We start from the raw sequence: 24,087 nt of genomic DNA, 5'->3' as shown, positions 1-24,087 counted from the left end.
CCGTAGCCGCATCATGAAACCTTAATAAAAATAGCAATATGACATTTAATCCTGTGGCAAACATAGCAGCATTTTTTCAGCCTTTAAAATCTTCCCCTGGGCTTTTTATGCTTTGGCTGTGTGGCCTTCTTTTGCTATCCGGGTGTGGCTACTTTATGCCGTCCCACAAACTCCAGGTGGAACTGCGCTTTGACGGCAGGGCACTGCCCTGTGGCACGGCCTTGAGTTTACAAGGCTCACCCTGGTATCTGGAGCACTCGAAGTTTTACCTCAGCGACTGGCGCGACCAAGACGGTAATCCATTGCCTCTGGTTAATAATAAATGGCAAACCAGCGAGACCGTACTGGTATCTATCGAGCAGCGCGAGTGTTGGCAGGATGGAGAGATGGCAGGTAACCACAAAGTGATCTTTGATAGCGATGTGGATTTAGACGATGTCTCTGAGCTGCAAGTTGTGCTGGGGATCCCTTTTGCACAAAATCACCAGAACCCCTTAGCGCAGCCTTCGCCGCTCAATTTGTCGAGCATGTTCTGGACCTGGCAAAGCGGCCATAAGTTTGCCCGTATTGAATTAAAGTCGGTGGCGGACAGTTGGGCATTCCACCTCGGCAGTACGGGGTGTGAGGCCGATTCTGCCATGCGCGCACCGTCCGAAGCGTGCGAACACCCTAATTTACTGGTGTTTAACCTCAAGCGCCCGAAAGGCAAGGCGCAAACGCTGGTGTTTCATATTGACCGGTTGCTGGAAGGTATTCGGGTCGGTCAGGAAAACAGCTGTACTTTTCATCCGGACGAAAGTGCCACTTGCGAGCAATTGTTGGGGAATTTGCGGCAAGCCGTTATTGAGTGGATATAAGTGCGGGCGGCAGCGGCGCTAATTCCGGCCCTGCTACTGACCCTTTGGGCCTGCTCTCCTGCCGAGCAAGTTTATCAATGGAACTTACCAGCCGGTTTCCCTGTACCTGATGTACCTGCCGACAATCCAATGTCCAACGCCAAAGTCGCATTGGGACGCGCCTTGTTTTACGACACCAAGTTGTCAGCTAATCAGGGCCAGGCTTGTGCCAGTTGTCATCAGCAGGCCTTTGCCTTTGCCCAGCCCAGCGCCGTGGCGGTGGGCAGTACCGGCCAATTACACCGACGTAACAGCCCGGCTTTGGTCAATGTTGCCTATCTGTCTAACCTGACCTGGGCGAACCCCAAACTAACGCGTTTAGAACAGCAACTGTTGATCCCCTTGTTTGGTGAGCATCCCGTCGAACTGGGCCTGAACAGCCATGATGAAGAGGTATTGGCACGATTTGCCGGCCAAGACTATGCGCCTTTGTTCAAGGCGGCTTTTGGCGATGCTGAGGTGACCTTTGTGCGTATTATCAACGCGCTGGCCAGCTTTGTACGCAGCCTGGTGTCTTTTGATAGTCCGTTCGACCGCTATGCCTATCAGATGCAGGACAATGCGTTGTCTGAGTCTGCCAAGCGCGGGATGGCACTGTTTTTTTCCGAGCAGTTGGAATGCCATCATTGTCACGGTGGGTTTAATTTCAGCCAATCGAGTCGCCATGCCGAACAAGCCTTGTTAATACAGCCTTTTCACAACACAGGTTTGTACAATGAAGACGGCAAGGGCGCTTATCCTAAGTCTGACCAGGGGTTGTATGAGGTGACCGGACGAAGCACCGACATGGGACTTTTTCGCGCTCCGACCCTGCGAAATGTTGCGCGCTCTGCGCCTTATATGCACGATGGCAGCGTGGCAACCTTGTCAGAGGTGATTGATTTGTACGCCGCGGGGGGGCGCACCAGCGGGAGGCAAAATCCACATAAAAGTGTGTTTGTTAAGGGCTTTTCGCTTAGCCAAGAGCAGAAACAGGATCTACTGGCGTTTTTACACAGTCTGACCGATGAGGGCTTTCTGAATAATCCTGATCATGGCCAGCCATGATTGTTGTATAGCTGGCACCAGGCTAATACCCGGTTTTTTCTAGCGAAAGTGCGGTAATTATGGGGTGCGCAGCAAGGAAAACTCTGATATCTTTTGGCCAATTACCAAGCCCATAGTATAACAATAACGTCAGTTGCTACGAGGACGAACATGACTGAAAAGCCTTATTTGCTGAGTGGTCGTAATACCATCATTCACAAGTTACGCAAGTTTGACTTGCTGGTTCTCAATGGCGATGACAATCCGCCTATTTTGGTCACGCACAAGGGCATCAAAGAATACACTGGTAATGTGCCTGAGAGTAAACGCGACGCCAAACTGATGGATATGGAGTTGTTGGATGTGACTCTGGGAGATTTTTTCGGTGAAGAGAAAATTCTGCTGTTTATCCAGACACTGAATGGTAAAGAATACAAAATTGACTATAGCAAGGTGGGGACTGAACTCTTTATCCGTATCCACCAGGACAGCATCATCTGATCATGTGTTGTTGCTAAGTTTCAAAAAGGGCCCGAGAAGGCCCTTTTTTGTTGCCCTATATCCGTATGAATTTTCTACAAAAGTAGATTTATTTCCTCAAATCTCGATTTTTGACGGCTGAATTTTGCCCGATATCTCATATTCTTTGGTTTTTGTCCTTCAATTCGGGCATTTCGTCACATAGCCACTTATTTCGTCATATAACCTAGTTACACTCCACCTGTTGGCGTAGTGAACCAACCTGTACATATTTTAAAACATATGTATTGTTTCCCTGATTGGGGGCCTTTTTGGCCCCCTCCTTCTAAGCTTTGATTCCCTCTTATGGCGTTTCATCCGGTATTTTTAAGTTATGACGACTGCACACCTTTGCCAGAACTTCATGCTGCAATGGTTTAATCAGGTAGTGCTTTGCCCCCACTTTGGCCGCCCTTTGCACCATATGTTTTTGTTTAATGCCGGTAAGTATGGCAACGACGGTGCTGCTGTTAATGCAGTTCATATGCGGTAATTGGTCGGCAATCAGTAGACCGTTAGTGTCTGGTAGGTTGATATCCATCAGAATTAAGTCAAAGGGTTTGGCCTGCAGCAACGCCAGGGCCCGACGGCCTGAAGAGGCCCAGTCAAAACTTAATCCCATACCTTCAATCAGCCGTCTGCTCATCATGGCGCTGACATTATCGTCTTCGACTAACAAGATTCGGCAAACCTGAGCTTCATCCCGGATGGTTTGAGCGGATAACTGCTGAATTTCTGGCGCGCTATTGCTCTCTATGTCGGCTGGGTCATCGGGATGGGTGAGCTTATCCAACAGGGCATTCAGCAGGTTCAGGGTTTTATGCTGCAGTCTTATCAAGCTTGGACGAAAGCTGCTTTGGTGTAAGCGTTTAAGCAGGCCTTGCAAGCGTTTTACATCGTCGGCACTGATCTCCTGTTTACTCAGATGCGCATCGGCTAGTTCTATGGCTTGATCAAACTCTGCGATCAGGGTTTCAAACTCACCGCGTAACTTCAATTTGCGCTCTGCACCTTCTCGAATCAGACTGTTGTGTGCCACCGCCGGTGAATCGCCATTTAACTCTGTGGTCAGGATGGACTTGTGTAAGTTCACACCTAACCGCTCCAACTGCGCGTAGCACACGCTTATGGGGCGATGTAGCTCGTATAAAGGCCGGGTTAGCAAGTAGTCATCAACGACGCGACTTTGATAGTAATTAAAGGCCTGGCGCTCTTCATGACGCGAGCAGGTAACCACCAGGGCATGGCGACAGAGTTCTTCATCGGGAATATCCAGCAAGCATTCGTAATAGAAGCGCACCGAATTGACCAGGCTCGGAGTGGAAATCAGGATCAGCTTGTTGATCCCGTCCTTGAGCTTGTTTAATAGCTGTTGTTTGGAGTTGGTCACTTCAAAGCGCAGCTCAGATTGTTTCAAAATGCTGAGCAGCAGCTCGTCATCTTTCCTGTTGGTGCTGTACAACAGCAAATGTGCATTATTTCTACCTGGCATCTTGATGATCCCAATGCTGAATAACGTCGATGAGGGCTTGTTGTACGGCAATACTTTGCGCAGAGAAGCGCTTTACCCAGCGCTGTAATTCAAAAGTACCGGGCTGCGCTTGCAAGGTGAACTGTTCGGCTTCGGCGCAAATATGATGCAGCTCAATGGCACCGTAATACAAGGCATGGGTTTTCAGTTTGTGCGCCAGGGCATTGAGTAGGGATAGCTCAAATTCTGTTGCCGCCTTAATGATCTCATCATGACGTTGCTGTAGTGAGTTGGACAGCCTGATAAGCAGTTCAAGCTTGTCTGCGGCACTTACATTACCAACATGACTGGATAGCTTGGATAAATTGATAACCATGCTTGCCTCCATGCATCCCACCTGGGATCGCAACCCAGGCAGTTCCCCTGCCGGTGATAACCAATAAGTGTCAGCGATATTGGTAAAAAATCAACTTAAGTAGAGTGAATATCCAAAGGATGAGTTTACTGGCTAGGTTTCTTATCCTTTCGTATGTATTTTAAACGTTTGGTGGGCTAAGGGCGCATATATGGGCAGGATGCTGAGATTATTCTTTGTTAATTAAACAGAATCTTGCTATCAATAAGTTGAGACTCAGCACAAAGCTTTGTGTTGTGTCGGTTCCTGGACTGGGTCGTATTCCGTCAGAATCTGCAGGTTTTCTTCTATGTTCTCTGTACTGATTTGTGATGATTCACAAGTAGCGCGCAAGCAAGTGGCCAAATGCCTTCCTCAAGACTGGGACGTGGCCGTGCATTTTGCCCGTCATGGTGAAGAAGCTGTTACTGCGCTGGATGAAGGTAAGGGCCAATTACTATTGCTGGATTTGAATATGCCGGTGATGGATGGTTACCAGGTTCTGGAGCATATCCAGCAGGCCGGGTTGCACACCGCGGTGATTGTCATCTCCGGTGATATTCAGCCTGAGGCCCATGAACGGGTAAAGCGCCTGGGGGCGCTGGAATTTATTGAAAAGCCCATTAAGCCAGAGGTGCTCAGTGGCTTGCTGGTCAAACATCAGTTGTTTGTCAAAGAAGCTGCTCAGCCGGTTAAGCAACTGGACAGGCTGGAGCCTGCTATTCGAGACTGTTATCAGGAAATTACCAATATCGCCATGGGCCAGGCCGGCGACCATTTGGCGCGCATTTTCAATGTGTTCGTTAAACTTCCTATTCCCAATGTCAATCTGATAGAAGCATCTGAGTTATTGATGATGCTGCAGGATATAGAGGACAAAGAGACGGTATCCGGAATTTGTCAGGGTTTTGTTGGGCCCGGAGTCTGTGGCGAAGCGTTGTTTATTTTAAGTGATTCCAGCTTTACCGATGTGGCCAAAATCCTCGATATTAAAGAGGAGGTGGATGACCGAGTGCAACTGGAGCTGCTGATGGATGCAGCCAATATCCTGATTGGCACCTGCCTGAACGGGCTGGCGAATCAGTTGGATATGCATTTCAGTCAAGGGCATCCCGTGGTGCTAGGGCAGCACCGTAATATTACTGAACTCATCAACACCAATCGTACCCGCTGGCGACGTACCCTGGCCATTGAGCTGAGTTATGGGTTAGAGGGGTACAAGGTTCAGTGTGACTTGATTCTGCTGCTAACCGAAGAGTCACTCAAAGTGCTGAATAACAAACTATCCCATCTGCTGGAGGATTAGCCATGAGTCAGAGCATGCTGAGCGACATGAGCGAGTTTCACTGGATGATGGACATGCTGCAAACCGTTGATGTTGGGTTGGTGGTATTGGACAGGGACTTTAAGGTGAAGCTTTGGAATGGGTTTATGGAAAGTCATTCCGGGCTGCTCCCCAGCCAGGTGCGGGAGCGCTGCCTTTTCGACCTGTTTCCTGAAATTGATAAAAAGTGGTTTATCAATAAAAGCCGGCCGGTGTTTGAGTTGAGAAACCGGGCCTTTATCATCTGGGAGCAGCGCCCTTATCTGCTGCGTTTTTCCAACTACCGGCCGCTAACCGGTACCGAAGACTTTATGTATCAAAACATCACCTTGTCTCCCCTGACTAGCCCCACAGGCCGCGTTGATCATATTTGTATGATGATTTATGACGTGACCGATGTAGCGGCCGGCAAGAAACTACTGGAATCGGCGCAGGTAACGCTCAGCGAGTGGCAGGAGCGAGTGTGAAGCGGATCGTCAGCGATGCCGATTACCCCGTTTTTTATCCTGCTGGTCTGCTGACCCTATGCCAATAGCGTTTGTCGAGGCAAAATAATCAGGGTAATGGTTAATAGGATCCACAACGTGAAATGGTGTGTTGTGCTGCTTGGGTTGCTGGGGCTACCAGTACAGGCAGCGTTTAAATGTGAGGCAGATCTGCAATATGGTTTAGCGGTTAATGACCGTTATATCCGCGTGATCAATTCTTCCCGCACCCTTTATCAGATCAATCAGAGCAACCAGTTGATTGTGCGTGGCGAGTGGATTGAATTGCCCGAGGAGCAACAGGCGTTACTGCAGGAACTGGCCGACGGCCTCTATTACGCGGTGCCTAAAGTGGTGTTGCTAGCCAGCGAAGGGGTTGATCTAGCCATTGGTGCGGTTGATCATGTGTATGTGGGCCTGGTTGGCAGTGACCATGAAAGCTACCAGCGTTTGCAAAAAGCCCTGTGGCGGGTTAAGCAGAAGGTGAAAACCAAGTTTATTCGTGCCAGCGACAATTATTATATCGGTCCACGCAGTTTGGAAAACGTTGATGAGCTGATGGACAATCAGTTAGAAAGCCAGATCGAAGAAGCCCTGACCACTTCGGTTGGCGGGATTTTGTCGGCCATAGGTGGTTTGCCCGCGCAGGGTGATGAGAATCTGGAAAAACGCATGGAAATGTTGTCGGCTAAGCTTGAGAACATGGGGGCAGAGATTGAAAAGCATATCGCCCCGCAGGCCAACAGCCTCAGACTTAAGGCCGAGTGGTTTTGCAATGAGATTAAGCGGTTGGATGGCGTTGAGGAAGAATTACGCCGCACCGTACCAGCGCTGGCTCCCTACGATTTAATTATTACCGGCCAAGTAAAACCGCTTAAGTAACCTGTAGGTCAAGACGATACAAATCCTGTAAAAACATGATATCTATCATGTTTATTGTAAATGTTTTAGGTTAGGATTTTACGTTAGCACCAAAGGGGCACTCAGGAGCGGACATGTTTCACGACCTCTATCACTTTATAGAGAAGACCTTCTTCTTTACCCTCAGCCGCAAGATTATCGGCAATCTGACGTTTTTGTATCTGTTTCAGGTACTGGCGTTATGGCTGGCGTTTTCTGACTCCAGTTGGGCGAAATCGTCCGTTTTGCATATCGCTTTGGGTGTGATGAGTGTGCTGGTATTTCTGTTTACCTTGTTTTACATGAATTACCTGATTGTACGTCCGGTTCGGGCCATGGTGAAAAACCTCGACGAAATTAACCACCGCCAGGGCGATTTGTCTGGGCACTTGCCAGCTTTTACTCACGATGAATTCCGTCAGTTGTCAGACGGCTACAATGCCTTTGTGGATAATCTGTCTAAGCTGCTCAAAGGCATAGGCAGTCAGGCTGCAGGCGCCAGCAGTAAGAACCAACAGGTACTGCTGAAAGTAAATAATGCCTCTGCCAATGCCAGGCGGCAGGATAAGATCAGTGACGAGATCTTTGCCTCCAGCAAGCAAGTCAATGACGAGATCCAAGCCATAGTGACGCGCACCGATGAAGTGGCCGAGGCGACGCGAGATAACCTGGGCGCGGCTCAATCTTCTATGACGAAATTGGTGCAATTGTCACAGGACGTTGGGGATATCGACAGCCTGTTAAAGGAATTCGACAGTACAGTCGGAGGCATGAAAGAAAATGCCGAGAATATTCGTAACATCCTGAAAATGGTGCAGGAGTTCTCCGATCAAACCAACTTGCTGGCCCTTAATGCCGCTATTGAAGCCGCGCGGGCTGGGGAAGCTGGGCGCGGGTTTGCGGTGGTGGCGGACGAAGTGCGCACTTTATCGGTGAAAGTAAACGAAGCAACAGGTCAAATCAGCACTTTTATCACCCAGATGGAAGGGCTGGTGAAAAACACCCAGCAAGAGTCGTCCAAGCTCACCGAAGTGGCAAATAAGGCGCAAAACGATATCTCCCATACCAATGACCAGTTTGGTCAAATGGTCGAGCAGCTTGAGCAGAATACCGAGCGTTTGGCAGCCATTGGAGAGTCTGTGCATGCGCTTCGCCGCACCTACGATGCGGCTCATGAGTCGGTGGCGAACATCTCCACTTTGGGGGCTGAAATTCGTTACGATATGCAGCAGGTGGAAGAAGAAATTCAGGAATTGAAAGTCGAAACCGAAGCCACCCAGAAGCAATTGCAGCGTTTTGTTTGATCAGGGCTTTTGTGCCTGGTTTAGCCTCATGGCAAACACCCAGCCGCCAATCAGCCCTGTGGCGGCTTGAGTAAGCAATCCCAGTGTGCCTCTGGCCCCAGCGATTAAGGTGATATCCATCAACGGCTGCATGGCCAGATGAATACAAAGCAGTGCCGCAAAGCCCGCCAGGGAATACAACATCACCCGCTTGCCAGTGAAACGACGCGCCAGCCAGGCCGCCACGCCAAAGGCGATTAGCAAGCCCACCGCAATCACGACGCCATAGGTGGGTAATAACCCCCACCAGTCACTCAGGCTCATTTGCCATCTTTGTGACAGCGTAATGTGAATACCTTGTTCGCTTAGCCCCGACAGCACGAATTGACTGTGGGCCAGACTGGCCAGCGTAAAGCAAACCAACCAGGCCAGCATAAAGCGAGTAAGTAGCATAAGGGACGGCATAGTGTTCTCCGAACAGCGGCGCATCTGGCCCGACGATAAAAGGATATCAGACGGCATAACGAAACAAACAGGATTAACCCGAGGGAAAAACTGCGTTATGGTTAGGTTAACATTCCTGAATATCAAGACAATAAGAGACAAGCCGTGCGTGTGAACTATCGAATTGGAGTTTTGTTGCTGAGCCTGTTGTACGGGGCGGTTATTCAGGCTACCGAGCAGCCGCTGGGTGATTATCAAGTCAAGGTACTCGGCAAGGCGTTGGAATTTCCCTGGGCGGTGGTGGAGCTGCCCGATGGCCGCTTGCTGGTCAGCGAGAAAGTAGGGCGCCTTAATCTGATTGCCACTGACGGCCAGAAAGTATCGCTCAGTGGGATACCCGATGTGTTTGCCCAGGGGCAGGGTGGGCTGATGGATGTGGTGCTGCATCCTGATTATGCCAATAATGGTTGGCTTTACCTGAGCTTTGCCCAGGGTAATGCGCAAGCGAATCACCTGCAGGTCATCCGGGCGCAACTGGATGGCACCCGTTTAGTGCACACAGAGACGATTTTTAGTGCCTCGCCAGATAAAGCAACGCCGGTACATTATGGTGCCCGTATGGCGTTTTTGCCTGATCACTCGTTGGTGATTGCCAGTGGGGATGGCTTTGATTATCGCGAGCAGGCGCAGAATCCGGCCAATCACCTGGGCAAGTTGATTCGGGTTAAGGACGATGGTAGCTCGCCCGCCGACAACCCTTCATTTGAGGGCGGCGTGGCGGGGCTGTATAGCCTGGGCCATCGTAATCCCCAGGGACTGGCCTGGGATCCTGTGCGCAGACAGTTGTTTGCCAACGAACATGGACCGGCTGGCGGGGATGAAATTAATCTGATTATTGGTGGACTGAATTACGGATGGCCGGTGATCACTGAGGGGAAAGACTACTCAGGGGCGAATATCAGTCCGTTTCGGGCCTATCCAGGAATGCAGCCACCCCTAGTGGATTGGACTCCCTCCATTGCGCCATCGGCCCTGGTGGTTTATCGCGGTGAGATGTTCCCGGAATTGCGTGGTGATTTGCTTTCTACCACATTGAAATCTCAGGAAGTACGCAGGGTTGTGTTGAGTGGCGAGAATATCGTTCGCCAGGAGCGCCTGTTTACCGAATTGGAAAGTCGTTTGCGGGATATTCATATAGGCAGCCGTGGACAAATATTTTTGCTCACAGATGGGCCGCAGGGGCAGTTGTTAGTGGTTGAACGTTAAGCAAATTGTACAAAACCAGTGAATTCCGCAGACAGTTTGTTGTTAAAAAAATTGTCATAAAACTGTCATGAAAACGTCATTTTGATGCATACTTGCAGCCTACGTTGCTGTAGGTTTATATATGCTCAAAAAGTATTCATCTCCTCATTTTCGTCGGTTAGCTTATGCAATTGCGTTAAGTTTACCGGTCTGTTCCACTGCTGTTGCCGAGCCATTTACCTTCTATGGAAAATTAAACGTTTCTTATCAGTATGCTGATGAGGGGGAAGGCCGTTTCAGTGATTTGAAAAGTAATTCGTCACGTCTTGGCGTAAAAGGTGAAGTGGCGTTACAGGATAATCTGACCGCGTTCTATCTGTTGGAATGGCAGGTGGATCTGGCCGATTTATCCGGTGATGACAATATTAAATCCCGAAACCAGTACGTGGGGTTACGCGGCAACTGGGGGGAAGTATCCCTTGGACGCCAAGATACCGCCTTAAAGATGGCGCAGGGCAAGCTGGATCAGTTTAACGATCTGGAAGGCGATATTAAAAACCTATGGCGCGGCGAAAATCGTCCTGGTGACACTATTACCTACCGTAGCCCTAAATGGCAGGATCTGCGGTTTACTGGTACTTTTATTGCCGGTGAGAAAGATGGCCCTTCCAGTTATTCCACGTCTCTTACTTACGGCGATGCCGGTTTGAAATCCCAGCCCTGGTATCTGGTTGTGGCCAACGACAGCAACGTGGAAGGCTATGATATTCAGCGCCTGGGTGGCCAGTACAAACTGGACAACTGGGTTATCGGTGCCATGGCTCAGCGTCAGAAAAGAGAGTCCGATGGTGATTCGCGCAAAGGCTGGCTGCTCAGTAGCGCCTATACTCTTCAACAGTTAGGTCTGAAATTACAGTATCAAGAACTGGAACAGGACTGGAGCCTGTCGGCCGGTGTCGATTATCCCCTTGCCAAGCAAGTGAAACTTTATGCCTTTGTTACCCGCCAGGATAAGCAGGAACTACCTGACAAAGATTGGTTGGGACTGGGCTTGGAGTTCCGTTTCTAGTTTTATTTTGGCCAGCTAAGGGTCTGTGGCCGAGTGCTCTATGGACAAATTGCACGAACTCTGGATTGGCAGCCGGTGAAGGCCGGTTTGCCGATGTGTTCCATGATCTGCCCTACTGGCAGGGAGTGAGTAGCTATGACCATTAAAAACCGCCTTTTCAGCAATGCCGCTATTGTCCTGGTGGCCATTATCCTGATGTTTCTGTTGTCCCGTTATGCCTCTTCTAACTTAAATCATCTGGCCAACACCTTGGCTAAAGCCGAACAGTTGAATGCCAGCATGTTGATGCTTCGGCGCCATGAGAAAGACTTTCTGGCCAGAAAAGACCTCAAGTATATCGACCGCTTCGATACTCAGATTGAAACGTCTGTGCAGTTAATCGATGAGCTACGGGATGCTTACCAACAGATGGGCTTGCCGGATGCCGAGCTACTGCATCTGAATAAAACCTTCCTGGCCTACAGTCAGGGCATGCATCAGTTGGCGGAGCAGCAACAACGTATCGGCCTGGATCACAAAGACGGCTTATATGGCAGTCTGCGACAAGCGGTGCATGGCATTGAGCAGGAGCTAACCGGTGCCAACGCCGTAATGTTATTGGTGGATATACTGCAATTGCGACGCAACGAAAAAGACTTTATGTTGCGCCGGGACATCAAGTATTTGCAGGATTTTACGAGCAATGCGGCCGCCCTTGGCGACCATATTGGTCAAGGTGGATTGGATGAGCAATTGCAGCAAAGATTGCACACCTTGCTCACTAGCTATACCACACAATTTGAGCAGTTGGTGCGGGCTGAAGAGGTGATAGGTCTGGATGAGCAAGCCGGTATTCGTGGGCAACTGCGCCAGACCATTCAAAGTACCGAAGAGGTGCTGGACACTGTGGTGGCCAATACCCGTGAGCAGATTCGCCAGGCTGTGGATTTCAATAATCTGATGGTGACTACCCTGACGCTGTTTATTGCTGTATTGGTTGCGGTTCTGGCCTGGCTTATCGCCCGCAGTATTATTATTCCCATACAGAATGTTAGCCGCACAGTGCACCGTATTCGCAACGAAAACGACTTCACGCTAAAACTGGAAGTGAAAGGGCGCAATGAACTGGCGGATATGGCCGCCGATCTCAATCGTCTGGTGGCGTCTTTTCGCAATGTGGTTGTGGAAATTAACCGTTCGGTGAACATGCTTAATGACGCGTCTACCGAACTGGCACAAAGTGCCGAGCAAACGGCTAACGATATGCGCAGTCAGTTGCAGGAAACCGAAATGGTGGCGACCGCGGTAACACAAATGAGCCACACCATAGACGAGATTGCCGCCAATACCGAAAACACCGCCAGCAAAGCCAAAGACAGCAGTAACTATGCATCTACAGGTTCCACTGAAGTGGAACTGAGCATAGGACAGATTCGCGAGCTGGCCACCCAGTTAACCGAGTCAACGGGGGCAGCAAGCGAGCTGGAAAAGGAAAGTCAGGTGATAGGTTCGGTGCTGGATGTTATTCGTGGCATCGCCGAGCAGACTAATCTGCTGGCCCTCAATGCGGCCATTGAAGCGGCCCGGGCCGGTGAGCAGGGACGAGGATTTGCGGTGGTGGCGGACGAAGTGCGTAACCTGGCGATTCGCACCCAGCAAAGTACCGAAGAAATCACCGCCATTGTCGGTAATTTACAGCGCCGTACACAGTCTATCGTGCACCTGGTGGATAACAGTCACGGTAAGGGGCAAGATGCTGCGCAGCGTGCCAGTACTGTGGGTGAATTGCTAAGCCGCATCATTGGCGACTTGAACAGTATTATGGAGATGGCAACTCAGGTGGCCACGGCCATTGAAGAGCAATCCAGTGTGGCGGCTGAAGTGGGTAAAAACGTCGTACAGATTCGGGATTTAGCAGAACAGGTTAACGGCGCGTCTATTCACAATAAACAAGCCAGCGAGATGGTTGCTGAGCAGGCAGCTAATTTAAAAACGTCGGTGAATCGGTTCAGAGTCTAGGCAGGGATAAAAGGAGGACACGGCTTGTGTGCCGTGTCCACAAAACGCTTAGTTGCAGGCGTCTTTCAGAGCTTTACCAGCTTTGAATGAAGGCAGCTTAGAGGCAGCGATCTGGATGGTTGCACCCGTCTGAGGGTTACGACCAGTGCGAGCTGCACGCTCAGATACTTTGAAAGTACCGAAACCCAGGATGGCAACTTCGTCACCACTGGACAGCGCTTCAGTCACAGCACCGGTGAAGGCGTCGATAACACGGCCGGCAGAGGCCTTGGAGATGTCGGCACGCTCAGCGATTGCATTGATCAGATCAGTTTTGTTCATTGGATGCTTCCTTTTGTTTTATGTTGATAATGAGTTTGAGATACGCTACCCCAGACTCAATTCATTGGCGATGTTTGTGGGGTATATTCCTGAGACGCTGAGTCAGCATTTCTATACCTCAACGTGCCATCGGCACAGTTCGTTACTTGTTCGTTAATCATCAGCTCTATTCGCCTGTCTGAGACGAATATGGCGATTTTGCCGGACAGGTATGACACTTCGGTTAACAGCCGTTGTCATTAACGCACAACCAGCCGGATCCCGCAACCTTGCAAGTATTCCGCTTGCAACTCTAGGTCTGCCACCACCAGAGGCGCATTCTGCAACCAGTCGTCGGCAAATTCCAGTAATAACTTGTCTTGCTTGGCTTTTGCCTTGATTTGGGGCAAAAAATCATCCAAACGTTTGATATTTAGCACGACGCCCAGCTGCAATATGCTGGTGAGCCGCTGCACCTGCTCATTGCGGTACTGCGAAAACTCCGGGAAATCGGCGGTTTTTATCTTTTTGCGATGAAAACGCACCAAGGTGGCCAACAGGTCTTGTTGCTCCTGGTTAAAGCCCGGTAAATCGGCATTCTGGAGTATATAGCCGGAATGGCGCTGGACGCCACGGGAATTTATCTGTAATCCCACTTCGTGCAACAACGCAGACCAGCCAAGCAGGCTCTGCAACTCATCGAACTTAATATCCCAATCCTCGGCGACCTGATGGTACAAAGCCATAGTGGTTGCCAGTACGCGCCGGGCTTGCTCGGTATCTACGTCGTAACGCACCGCCAGACTCTCTGCTGTCCGCTCGCGAATATCCTGATGTTCCAGGCGGTCTTCCATTTCATAGATAACCCCTTCGCGCAGGGCCGCCATGGAAAATTCCATTAGCTGAATGTCCAGGCTTTCAAAGGTGGCCAGCAGAATAGCCAGGCCGGCGGCAAAAATAGGCTTGCGATCATCACCCAGCTCTTTAAAGCTCAGCTTGTCCACGTGTTCCGCCTTGATACAGGCATCGACCAGCTTGCGTAACTCATAACGTGTCAGGGTGCCGTTTTTTAACTCGGGATTAATCTCCTGAGCCAGCGCAATAATGGTTTTGATGGTACCAGAGGTGCCGATGCTCACATCCCAGCCTAGCTGGCGATAGCGACGGTCTATCATCTCCAGTTCTTGTTTGGCGGCGGTGATCGCCCGGCTAAAGGCCTTGCTTTTCAGTTCACCGTTTTTGAAATAGCGCTGAGTAAAGCTAACACAGCCCATTTGCAGGCTACGCATCAGGGCGGGTTTAAAGCCTTTACCGATAATAAACTCGGTACTGCCCCCACCAATGTCTACCACTAAGCGTTGGCCGTTGTCCTCGGTGGTGTGAGCGACGCCCTGATAGATCATCCTGGCTTCTTCTACCCCGGAAATGATTTCCACCGGATAGGGAAGCACCTGGCGTGCGGCGCGGATAAAATCCCGCGCATTGTGGGCTTTTCTTAATGTGTGGGTAGCAACAATCCTGACCGAATCGGGCTTAAAGCCGCGCAGGCTGTCGGCAAACTGTTCCAGGGCGGCAATACCGCGCTCAATGGCGGGCTGGTCCAAATAGCCGTCTTTATCCAGACCATCGGCCATTCGGACCCGCTGCTTCACCTTGTAGAGAATTTGCAGACTGCCCGCATTAATCCGGGCAACCACAAGGTGAAAACTATTTGAGCCAATATCCAGCGCCGCCACATGGGTGACATTTCTGGCTTCGACGTCGGAAAATGCGTTGGCTAATTGATTCATTGGGTCTGATTACTGGTTTCCAGAGCCTTCAGATAATCGTAGATTTCTACCTGTGAGCGCAACTTTTTCCTGTTGCCGCGGCGCACATATTTATTGGTTTGCTCCTGATCAATCACGCGCGCCTTAATGGTATCCCGGAACTGAATCTGCAAAATATCCAGAACCCGCTTTTTCAGCACCGGGTCTAGAATAGGGCAGCCCACCTCAATACGGTTATCCATGTTGCGTGTCATCCAGTCGGCAGAGGAAATAAACACCTTATGATCGCCGCCGTTTTCAAACACCATCACACGGGGATGTTCTAAAAACCTGTCTACCACACTGATGATGGTGATATTCTCACTGAGGTCTTTCACACCTGGCACCAGCGAGCACATGCCTCGCACTATGGCGCGAATTTTTACACCGGCCTGACTGGCTCGATATAGGTCATCAATCAGCGGAATATCCACCAGGTTATTCACTTTCAGCAGGATCTGGGCTTTAAGTCCTTCTTTGGCGTTTTGTACTTCCTGACGAATCAATAACTGAATCTTGGTTCTGGCGTTAACCGGCGAAACCTGTAGATGCTGGAATTTGAAACGTCTGTATGGATATTGAATGAAATCAAATACATCCACTGCTTCCTGAGCCAGTTCCTGGTCACGGGTAAACAGGCTGAAGTCGGTATAGATCTTGGCGGTCTTCTCGTTAAAGTTACCGGTACCAAAATGGGCATAATGGATTAGCTGGCCCTGTTCTTCGCGACTGATGACACAAAGCTTGGAGTGAATTTTCAGGGTGGGGATACCCAGGATGACCTTAACCCCCGCATCGGTCATCATCTTTGACCACTCAATGTTGTTTTCTTCATCAAAGCGGGCACGCAGTTCTACCACCACCGTCACTTGCTTGCCGTTGTTAACCGCATCAATCAGTGAGTTAATGATGCGGGATTTGCTGGCCACCCGGTAAATATTCAGGCGAATATGCTTTACGCTTGGGTCAAAGGCGGCTTGGCGGACAAACTCGGTTAGATGCAAGAAGCGGTGATAAGGGTAATAGAGCAGAATATCCCGTTTGCTGATGGCGTCGAATACCGTATGGTGGTCAGCAAACTCCCGGGTATTAATGGCCGGCAAGCGCGGATTTTCCAGATATTCGCGGCCCACGTTGGGAAAGCCAATAAAGTCCTTAAAGTTACGATAAGCCCCGCTGGCAATCAGGCTGTCGTAGTTTGATATCTTCAACTGCTTCTTGAGAAAATCCAGCATGTCTTGCGGCATGTCGCCGTCATATACAAAGCGCACTGGCTCGGCTATCAGACGCTGCTTCATGCTTTCAGACATTTTTTCCACGTAGCTTTCGTCAATTTCATCGTTGATACGGTATTCCGCATCCCGGGTCATCTTGAAGGAATAAGCTTCTAACTTGTCAAACTCGATAAAGCCACGGAAAACCTGTTCCAGACACAGGTTGATAATGTCATCGAGCAGAATAATGTGTTTTTTCTTGCGGCTTCGCTCTGGCGGAATAAGCACAAAGCGCGACATGTATTCGGTGGGGACTTCCAGCAGGGCGTATTGGGTTTTGTGCTCTGACTTGCGAATTGCCACAAACAGGTAAGTGGCGGCATCGTTTAGCCTGTCTACCAGTTTGACCTTATTACTCAGCAGCACCGGGGCCATGTAGCGCAGAATTTTGTTCTGGAAGTAACTTTTCAGCCACTGGGTTTGGTAATTATCCAGCTCGTCCTTATTGGTCAGATAAATCTGGTATTTAGCCAGACGTGCTACCACTTCCTCATGAATGCGCTCGAAGTCTTCGGTCATCACCAGCACCCGTTCCTGGATCTTGTCCATTAGTTGCTTGGTTTGGTCGGCGGCTTCCTGGTTCTGGTCATTCAAATGAATATAAATCTGCCGTTTTACGTCAGCTACCCGTACCCGATAGAACTCATCCATGTTGTTAGAGTAAATACCGAGAAAACGAATTCGCTCGACAATAGGGTTACGTTTGTCGGCAGCTTCCTGCAACACCCGCTGGTTGAATGCCAACCAGCTCAGTTCCTTGGGGTAATAGATTGTGTTAATGCTCATCATCTAGGCTACGGCAATAAAAATTCGCAAAATTCTAGCAACACTGCCAGTGGGTTAATGTGAAGCTTTTATGACTGGCTACTGCCAGTCGATATCAACAATCAGATCGTTGGCGATTTGCTCCAGTGACTCGCCCAGCGGGTCGGTGTCGAAATCGGCCGGTATATCAATAATAACCTGCGCTTTAAACAGGTTGCCTCCCCAGTTCGGAGCCGGTTCACAGTGGGATGTGAAACGCAGGATATTGAGATTAAATTGGTGCAAGACGCGGGTCAGTTCTTGCACTATACCGGGTTTGTCATTACCCATGATTTCCAGCGAAACCTGACGGGTCTGCGTGGTTTGCGGCTCGTCACCCTGCACCAGACGAATATTCAGTTCTTCCATGGCGTCCAGTTTGTTCAGCAAGGGCTGCACGTTTTCTTTGGGTATTTGCACTTGCACGAAGCCGGTAAAATGTCCGGCCATATGGGCAAAGTTGCTAGACAGCCAATTGCCCTCTAACTGCCTTACCGTGCGGGATATAGCCTCCATAATGCCGGGCTTGTCTTTGCCAATCAGTGTGAAAATAACGGTATCCATGCTGTTCTCCTGTGCAACAAAATGGCGGGGCGGTGTGCAGCGCTGGCGACGTGACCGCCGAATGACCCAACTATAATCCACAAGCGGCCTGGCGGCGAGTAAAGATGATCTTGGCGGTCAAAGCGTTAGTAATTGCCAGAAACGGCCTTTACAATGTCGCCAGCTCAGCGTTCCAATGGTTGTATTGTGCAGACTGATTACCCTTATCCATCGTCCAGTTTACGACGGCGTCGAACCCGGGACCGGCTGGCTGCGCGTGTTATTACCATTGGTGGCTGGACGGTGTTGGTGACACTGGCGATGCTGATCTGGCATTTGTTGTATGTCACCATTCCGTTACTTCAATCTCCCTCACTGCAACCGGGCGCCGTCTGGCAGTTACCCAAAGAACAGGTTCTGTTGCTGGAAGACTTGCAGCAGGAAAGGGCGCTGATTACCCGTGCGGCGGATTGCCAACTTGGCTTCTTCCAGGTTCAGCAGGAACAAGGGGCCGGCCTGAGTGCCCTTAAGCATGTGCCCATTAGTTGTCAGACGCAGGTAAAAGCCAAACATTATCTGGGCGGCCGTTTTTTATTTATGCTCGGTAATGACGGCATGCTGCGTGTGGAACGCCTGACTCGTGTGGGCGGGCAGGTGTTGCGTGAGCCGCAAATGTCCCTGTTTTTGCCCAACTTGCCGGGGGGACTGAACAAAGAACACTGGCAAGTGGCTTTATCTGAGGACTGGCTGGGGATTGCCGTTAAAAATGCCGAACACTGGCAACTATACTGGGCGTCGCGTCAAAACCCGGCGCAACTGACAGAGGTAAAATTGCCAGCCTCTTCCGTACCCACCTTATTGCCATCTGTTCGAACCGCCGTGCAGCTAAATGCGCAGGGACTGGTGTTTAGCGATACCCGCAATACCTATGAGGCACCGTTAAGCCAAAGCGCTGGAGACATACTGGCCTTTCCCGGCGACAAAGCCTTTTTACTGAATTACGCCGACGGGCGGGTTGAGAAATGGTCAGCATTTAATCAGGGGGGCGTTTTCCGTTTCCGTCCCATTTATGCCCTTCAAGACCCCTTTAGCTTGCAGCAGTTACAAATGGCACAAGGCAAAGATTTGGGCGTGTTACTGGGCGAGCAAGGGCAACTGCGGTTGTTTTTAAGCAGCACGGGCGAGACCATTTTGCGCACCCAAGTGGCTCCGGATGCAGAAGGTATCTGGTTAGTGGATGACCGTTTGTATGTTTGGGGGCCTCAAAGTGTGCAGCAGTGGCGTGTGAGTAACCTCAGCTCCATTGTCAGCTTTGAGCGGCTTTGGCAGCGGGTTTGGTATGAGGGATATGCCGAGCCGGATTACGTTTGGCAGTCATCAGCGGCGGAGGATGTCAGTCAGGCTAAATACAGTTTAGTGCCCTTGGTGATTGGTAGCCTGAAGGCGGCGATTCTGGCGCTGATCATTGCCATTCCACTGGCCGTGGGCGCTGCTATTTACACGGCGTATTTTGTGCCGGCGCGCTTGCGTAACTGGCTTAAGCCGGGCATTGAATTACTGGAAGCCGTCCCCTCTGTGGTCATTGGCTTTATTGCCGCCATCTGGCTTATCCCCATAGTGGAAGATTACTTACTGGGCATGTTGATATTTTTGCTGATGTTGCCTTTGTGTTTACTGGCCCTGGCCATGGTTCAGCAACCTTTGTCCCGGGGCTTGTCGATTCAATGGCAGTCCGGCTGGGAATTGTTGTTGTTGGTGCCTGTGGTGCTACTGCTGGCCTGGGGAGCCTTTGTGCTGGGTGGTGAGGCACAAAACTGGTTATGGCCGGATGGCTGGTTCCCTGGGCAGGATAATCACAGCAGCAAAAATGCCTTGGTAGTGGCACTGGCGCTGGGCATTGCCATAGTACCCAGTATTTATTCGCTGGCCGAAGATGCCATTTTTGAAGTGCCAGGGCATTTGCGTCAGGCATCCTTTGCCCTGGGGGCGACCCGTGCCCAAACCTTACGCCGGGTGGTCTTGGTTGCTGCCTACCCTGGCATCTTTTCCTCCATCATTCTGGGCTTATCGCGGGCCTTCGGGGAAACCATGATCGTACTGATGGTAACGGGCAATACCCCGGTGGCTGATTGGGACATTTTTGCTGGTATGCGCTCGTTAACGGCCAATATTGCCATTGAGCTACCGGAGTCAGAGGTCAACAGTATTCACTATCGTGTGCTGTTCTTTACCGCCTTGCTGTTGTTCGGTTTTACCTTTGTTATCAATACCCTGGCTGAGCTAGTCAGGGGCAGACTGCGGAAGCATTACCAAAGTGTTTAAGCGTTTACTCATTTCCCGGCAAAAAGAAGGCTTGCCTATTGTGGGAGGCGCCGCGTTGGTGGCCATTATCTTGCTGCTGTTGTGCGGGATGGTGGGGATTATGCTGGTTAAAGGTATGCAGCACTTCTGGCCCACGCCCTTGTACGAGGTGAGCTACAAGGATGAGCTTGGCGAACAACAACAGATTTACGCCACTTTGCTGTCGCGGGACTTTACCACTACGGGTGGCCAGAAGCGGTGGTTGTTCAATCAGGCTCGGCTTTATCAGTTCAGCGATCAGCAACATTTGTTAGAGGAAGAGCAGATTCTCAGCATGCGTCCTTTACCAGAACTCATTGATATTCAACTGCGCAGCGGCAATCGTTTATTTGCCCGCCTGGTGGGACTAAATGACGGGAAAACCCCCTTGCCACTGGCTCAGTTACCAACCCAGTTGGAGATGGTCAGCGGTGAGGTGGCCGCTATTTCGGATTTGGAGCGCGGCAGGCTGGCCGCTATTCATCAACAAATTGCGCAGTATAACCGTCGTGACGTTGAAGACGAGGCGCCTGCCCGGGTCAAACTTGAACAGGAGTTTGCAACCCTGATGGCCGCTTTGGAGGCGCGCCGGCAAACCCTGTCTCAATTGCGCCTGCTGTTGGTGTTTGACAGCGGTGAACACCATCAACTGCCACTGGCCGATGTGGAAAAGTACCTGCAGATTAACCAGCAGGGAGAATTACAGAAGTTCGCCACTTTTATGTCCCATATCTGGGAATTTGTCAGCGATACCCCAAAACGGGCCAACAGTGCCGGTGGGGTGTTTCCGGCCCTGTTTGGCACTGTGGTGATGGTGCTGTTGATGACGGTTATTGTGACCCCGCTTGGCGTTATGGCGGCCATTTATCTGAACGAATATGCGCCAAGTAATTCTGTTACATCGCTAATCCGTATTGGGGTTAATAACCTCGCCGGGGTGCCCTCTATCGTCTATGGCGTTTTTGGGTTGGGGTTCTTTGTTTACCAGGTGGGTGGCAATATCGACAAATTGTTCTTCAGCGAGCATTTGCCCGCGCCCACTTTTGGCGCGCCGGGGATTTTCTGGGCGGCACTGACCATGGCCATGTTGACCTTGCCCGTGGTGATAGTGGCTACCGAAGAAGGCTTGCGTCGTGTCCCCAACAGTTTGCGTCAGGGCAGTTATGCGCTGGGCGCTACTCAGTTTGAAACCCTATGGCGTACGGTTATTCCCATTGCCAGTCCGGGTATTATGACTGGGGTAATCCTGGCCATCGCCCGCGGGGCGGGGGAAGTCGCGCCGCTACTGCTGGTGGGGGCGGTGAAGTTTGCGCCTACTTTGCCGGTTGATATGGAATTTCCCTATTTGCATCTGGATCGTCAGTTTATGCATTTGGGGGTGCTGATTTATGATGGTGCTTTTCACAGCAACAGTATTGGCCATGGGTCGTCCATGATGTTTGCCTCCTGCTTGCTGTTGCTATTGGTGGTATTGAGTCTGAATATTATTGCCGTAGTGGTCCGGGCTAAACTGCGTCGACAGTATCAGTCCATGGCCGGACAAGGGTAATTACGAGTTGAAACACTATGTTTGAGTATTTTGAGTTAGCCAGACAAGGCCTGGAACTTGATAACCTGCAGGATGAACAAGTGGCCATCGATGTGCGCGAGCTCTCGTTAACCTTCGGTGCCAAGCGGGCCCTGCATCATATCAGTATGAAGATCCCTAAGCGTCAGGTGACGGCGTTGATAGGTCCCAGCGGCTGCGGAAAATCCACCTTGCTGAGCTGTTTCAACCGGCTCAATGACCTGATACCCGAATGTCGGGTGGAAGGGGAGGTGCATATTAACGGGCGCAATATTTACCACCGCAGAGAAGATGTGGCGCTGCTGCGCAGACAGGTGGGCATGGTGTTTCAAAAGCCTAATCCTTTTCCCATGTCGATTTATGAAAACTTGGTTTATGGCCTTAAAATTCAAGGGGTTAAGGACAGGCGAACCCTGGACAATGCAGTGGAACAAGCGTTAAAGGATGTGGCCTTATGGCGGGAAGTGAAAGACCGCTTGTTTGAGTCGGCCTTAACCTTATCCGGTGGTCAGCAGCAGCGTTTGGTTATTGCCCGCGCTATTGCGCTACAACCTGAGATTCTGCTGCTGGATGAGCCGACATCGGCTCTGGACCCCATCTCCACCCTGACCATTGAAGAACTGATTACCCAGCTAAAAGAAAAATACACCGTACTGATTGTGACCCACAACATGCAGCAAGCGGCCAGGGTGTCGGATTTTACCGCGTTTTTGCATCAGGGCCATTTGATTGAATATTCTGATACCGACCGTTTGTTTACTCGCCCTAAAGAGCAGCAAACCGAAGAATATATCACTGGCCGTTACGGCTAAAATAATGTCAGAACAGTGTAACCGGCGATATGTGCTGAAACCCTAATGCTCAGGCATATATTGCAAACTCGAAACCCCAAGAGGTAGCGATGCAACCAATCAAACTCAATACCCATATATCCGGTCGTTTTAATCAGGAACTGGAAAACCTGCGCAACTCGGTATTGACCATGGGCGGGGTGGTAGAGCAGCAGCTTTGTGATGCCATCAGTGCCCTGCGTGACAATAACCGGGCGCTGGCTGAGAAGGTTATGCTTAACGATCTGATGGTCAACAATATGGAAGTGCAGATTGACGAAGAATGCACCCGGATTATTGCTAAACGGCATCCCGCTGCCAGCGATCTACGCCTGGTTTTGGCTATCAACAAGGCCACCGTAGACATTGAACGTATCGGCGATGATGTCGAACGAATCGCCAAACTCATCGTTAAAGGCAATTTACCCGTGTCTGAAGACATCAAAAACGGTATGATCGCGACCGGCAATCATGTGATGGAAATGTTGCGCCAGACCTTAAATGCGTTTGCCCGGCTGGATGCCGATGCTGCATTGGCCATTCATATTGGCGACCAGGAAATCGATGAGCAATACAAGCAGCTGCTCACCCAGGCTGTTGCGGAGATGCAGCAAGAGCCGGAAGCACTGCCACAATGGCTGGATATACTTTGGGCCATGCGCGCGTTGGAGCGGGTTGGTGACAGGTGTAAACACGTTTGTGAGTATATAATTTACCTGGTTAAAGGTAAGGATGTTCGGCATATCTCCCGTCAGGCAATGCAGGAGAAAATGCAAGAACTTAGGTAGTTAAGACAGGATTGTCATAAAACTGAAATATTTCGTTCATATTCTGTGGTGTATCATGCGCCACCACCTTGAAGGTAGAAACAGTGCCATTTATGTCAACTAATTCATTTCTAGAGGTTTTTGCGAAATCTCCGCTAAAACCACTGGAAGAGCATATCAACACCGTTCATGAGTGTAGTCAGGGTTTGTTACCGTTTTTTGAAGCCGTTTTCAACAAAGATTGGAAAGAGGCGGAGAAACTGCAACATGACATTTCTCACCTTGAACGTAAGGCTGATGCTCTCAAACGTGAATTGAGAGTTAACCTGCCTGCAGGTATTTTCATGCCCATCCAGCGCCAGGATCTGTTGGACCTGCTGAGTCAGCAAGACAAGATCGCCAACCGTGCGCGGGATATTTCCGGTTTAATGTTAGGCCGCCAACTGGCAATCCATGAATCCCTGCACGACCTGTTCCGCAATTTTGTTATGCGTTCAATCGACGCTACCCGCCAAGCCCAGAACGTCACCAACGAGCTGGACGAGCTGCTGGAAACCGGTTTTAAAGGCCGGGAAGTCAAAGTTGTTGAAGATATGATTGACCAACTTGATCAAATTGAAGACGACACCGACAAGATGCAGGTGGTATTGCGTCGTGAGCTGTGGAAGCTGGAAAGCCAGTTAAACCCGGTAGACGTAATGTTCCTGTACAAGGTCATTGAATGGATCGGCGATTTGGCCGACATCTCACAACGCGTTGGGTCGCGACTTGAATTGATGCTAGCCAGCTAAAGGGCAGTC

At 50.4% G+C, this 24,087-nt stretch carries 22 protein-coding genes; 15 read left to right on the top strand and 7 right to left on the bottom strand.

Annotation, left to right across the window (positions count from 1 at the left end; all coding sequences use genetic code 11):
* Window positions 1-155 precede the first annotated feature (155 nt).
* From IEX02_RS06655 to IEX02_RS06645, 3 genes are all read left to right on the top strand, one after another.
* Window positions 156-857, top strand: a complete 702-nt coding sequence (locus tag IEX02_RS06655; protein ID WP_188692139.1) for an MbnP family copper-binding protein — start codon at window positions 156-158, stop codon at window positions 855-857.
* Window positions 858-1,943 (top strand): MbnH family di-heme enzyme, encoded by a 1,086-nt coding sequence (locus IEX02_RS06650; protein ID WP_373284964.1) that lies wholly within the window; start codon window positions 858-860, stop codon window positions 1,941-1,943.
* 150 nt (window positions 1,944-2,093) lie between these two features.
* Window positions 2,094-2,423 carry a hypothetical protein gene (locus tag IEX02_RS06645; RefSeq protein ID WP_188692136.1) on the top strand — a complete coding sequence of 110 codons (330 nt, stop codon included), beginning with the start codon at window positions 2,094-2,096 and terminating at the stop codon, window positions 2,421-2,423.
* A gap of 322 nt (window positions 2,424-2,745) precedes the next feature.
* Here the strand turns inward: IEX02_RS06645 and IEX02_RS06640 are convergent, their stop codons facing one another.
* Together IEX02_RS06640 and IEX02_RS06635 are read right to left on the bottom strand one after the other, a co-directional pair.
* A complete protein-coding gene (locus IEX02_RS06640) occupies window positions 2,746-3,933 on the bottom strand; it encodes a response regulator (protein WP_188692133.1) in 1,188 nt (395 codons plus the stop codon).
* Window positions 3,923-4,288 (bottom strand): hypothetical protein, encoded by a 366-nt coding sequence (locus tag IEX02_RS06635; RefSeq protein WP_188692131.1) that lies wholly within the window; start codon window positions 4,286-4,288, stop codon window positions 3,923-3,925. Before IEX02_RS06635 ends, IEX02_RS06640 begins: the two co-directional genes overlap by 11 nt.
* A 328-nt stretch (window positions 4,289-4,616) precedes the next feature.
* Between IEX02_RS06635 and IEX02_RS06630 the strand changes: the two genes are divergently transcribed.
* From IEX02_RS06630 to IEX02_RS06615, 4 genes are all read left to right on the top strand, one after another.
* Window positions 4,617-5,612 (top strand): response regulator, encoded by a 996-nt coding sequence (locus IEX02_RS06630; protein WP_188692128.1) that lies wholly within the window; start codon window positions 4,617-4,619, stop codon window positions 5,610-5,612.
* A gap of 2 nt (window positions 5,613-5,614) precedes the next feature.
* Window positions 5,615-6,097, top strand: a complete 483-nt coding sequence (locus IEX02_RS06625; protein ID WP_188692127.1) for a PAS domain-containing protein — start codon at window positions 5,615-5,617, stop codon at window positions 6,095-6,097.
* A 117-nt stretch (window positions 6,098-6,214) separates the two neighbouring features.
* Window positions 6,215-6,997, top strand: a complete 783-nt coding sequence (locus IEX02_RS06620; protein WP_229702123.1) for a YggN family protein — start codon at window positions 6,215-6,217, stop codon at window positions 6,995-6,997.
* A gap of 113 nt (window positions 6,998-7,110) precedes the next feature.
* Window positions 7,111-8,319 carry a methyl-accepting chemotaxis protein gene (locus IEX02_RS06615; RefSeq protein WP_188692120.1) on the top strand — a complete coding sequence of 403 codons (1,209 nt, stop codon included), beginning with the start codon at window positions 7,111-7,113 and terminating at the stop codon, window positions 8,317-8,319.
* On the opposite strand, the gene IEX02_RS06610 is transcribed toward IEX02_RS06615, so the two are convergent.
* A complete protein-coding gene (locus IEX02_RS06610) occupies window positions 8,320-8,763 on the bottom strand; it encodes a hypothetical protein (protein ID WP_188692119.1) in 444 nt (147 codons plus the stop codon).
* Window positions 8,764-8,913: 150 nt separating this feature from the next.
* Here IEX02_RS06610 and IEX02_RS06605 point away from each other — a divergent pair, with 150 nt between their 5' ends.
* From IEX02_RS06605 to IEX02_RS06595, 3 genes are all read left to right on the top strand, one after another.
* Window positions 8,914-10,008, top strand: coding sequence for a PQQ-dependent sugar dehydrogenase (locus IEX02_RS06605; RefSeq protein WP_229702122.1), 1,095 nt, complete (start codon window positions 8,914-8,916; stop codon window positions 10,006-10,008).
* Between the two features lie 121 nt (window positions 10,009-10,129).
* Window positions 10,130-11,056, top strand: coding sequence for a porin (locus IEX02_RS06600; RefSeq protein ID WP_188692116.1), 927 nt, complete (start codon window positions 10,130-10,132; stop codon window positions 11,054-11,056).
* A gap of 135 nt (window positions 11,057-11,191) precedes the next feature.
* A complete protein-coding gene (locus tag IEX02_RS06595; RefSeq protein WP_188692112.1) occupies window positions 11,192-13,054 on the top strand; it encodes a methyl-accepting chemotaxis protein in 1,863 nt (620 codons plus the stop codon).
* Window positions 13,055-13,102: 48 nt separating this feature from the next.
* Here the strand turns inward: IEX02_RS06595 and IEX02_RS06590 are convergent, their stop codons facing one another.
* The 4 genes from IEX02_RS06590 to IEX02_RS06575 all read right to left on the bottom strand — a co-directional run bounded on the left by IEX02_RS06590 (window position 13,103) and on the right by IEX02_RS06575 (window position 17,804).
* The gene (locus tag IEX02_RS06590) at window positions 13,103-13,375 is read right to left on the bottom strand and encodes an HU family DNA-binding protein (protein WP_188692109.1); all 273 of its coding nucleotides are present in this window, start codon (window positions 13,373-13,375) and stop codon (window positions 13,103-13,105) included.
* A 239-nt stretch (window positions 13,376-13,614) separates the two neighbouring features.
* Entirely contained in the window at window positions 13,615-15,144 is a 1,530-nt protein-coding gene (gene ppx / locus IEX02_RS06585; protein ID WP_188692107.1) for an exopolyphosphatase, read from the bottom strand.
* Window positions 15,141-17,222: a polyphosphate kinase 1 gene (gene ppk1, locus IEX02_RS06580; protein WP_188694010.1), complete on the bottom strand. Its 2,082-nt coding sequence runs from the start codon at window positions 17,220-17,222 to the stop codon at window positions 15,141-15,143. Before ppk1 ends, ppx begins: the two co-directional genes overlap by 4 nt.
* A gap of 78 nt (window positions 17,223-17,300) precedes the next feature.
* Complete coding sequence (locus tag IEX02_RS06575; RefSeq protein ID WP_188692104.1) at window positions 17,301-17,804, bottom strand: glycine cleavage system transcriptional repressor; 504 nt, start codon at window positions 17,802-17,804, stop codon at window positions 17,301-17,303.
* A gap of 153 nt (window positions 17,805-17,957) precedes the next feature.
* Here IEX02_RS06575 and IEX02_RS06570 point away from each other — a divergent pair, with 153 nt between their 5' ends.
* From IEX02_RS06570 to IEX02_RS06550, 5 genes are all read left to right on the top strand, one after another.
* The gene (locus tag IEX02_RS06570; RefSeq protein ID WP_188692101.1) at window positions 17,958-20,105 is read left to right on the top strand and encodes an ABC transporter permease subunit; all 2,148 of its coding nucleotides are present in this window, start codon (window positions 17,958-17,960) and stop codon (window positions 20,103-20,105) included.
* Entirely contained in the window at window positions 20,098-21,672 is a 1,575-nt protein-coding gene (pstA, locus tag IEX02_RS06565; protein ID WP_229702121.1) for a phosphate ABC transporter permease PstA, read from the top strand. The genes IEX02_RS06570 and pstA overlap by 8 nt, the downstream gene beginning before the upstream one ends.
* A gap of 17 nt (window positions 21,673-21,689) precedes the next feature.
* Entirely contained in the window at window positions 21,690-22,502 is an 813-nt protein-coding gene (gene pstB / locus IEX02_RS06560; RefSeq protein ID WP_188692099.1) for a phosphate ABC transporter ATP-binding protein PstB, read from the top strand.
* Window positions 22,503-22,591: 89 nt separating this feature from the next.
* Window positions 22,592-23,308, top strand: a complete 717-nt coding sequence (gene phoU / locus IEX02_RS06555) for a phosphate signaling complex protein PhoU (protein ID WP_188692096.1) — start codon at window positions 22,592-22,594, stop codon at window positions 23,306-23,308.
* 92 nt (window positions 23,309-23,400) lie between these two features.
* On the top strand, window positions 23,401-24,078 hold the full coding sequence (locus IEX02_RS06550; RefSeq protein WP_188692093.1) for a TIGR00153 family protein: 678 nt from the start codon (window positions 23,401-23,403) through the stop codon (window positions 24,076-24,078).
* The last annotated feature ends 9 nt before the right edge of the window (window positions 24,079-24,087 follow it).

The sequence above is a fragment of the Bowmanella pacifica genome (assembly GCF_014645355.1).
In the GTDB taxonomy this organism is placed as follows: Bacteria; Pseudomonadota; Gammaproteobacteria; order Enterobacterales; family Alteromonadaceae; genus Bowmanella; species Bowmanella pacifica.
The sequence above is the reverse complement of the archived record's forward strand: the minus strand, read 5'-3'. Positions and strand labels throughout refer to the sequence as shown.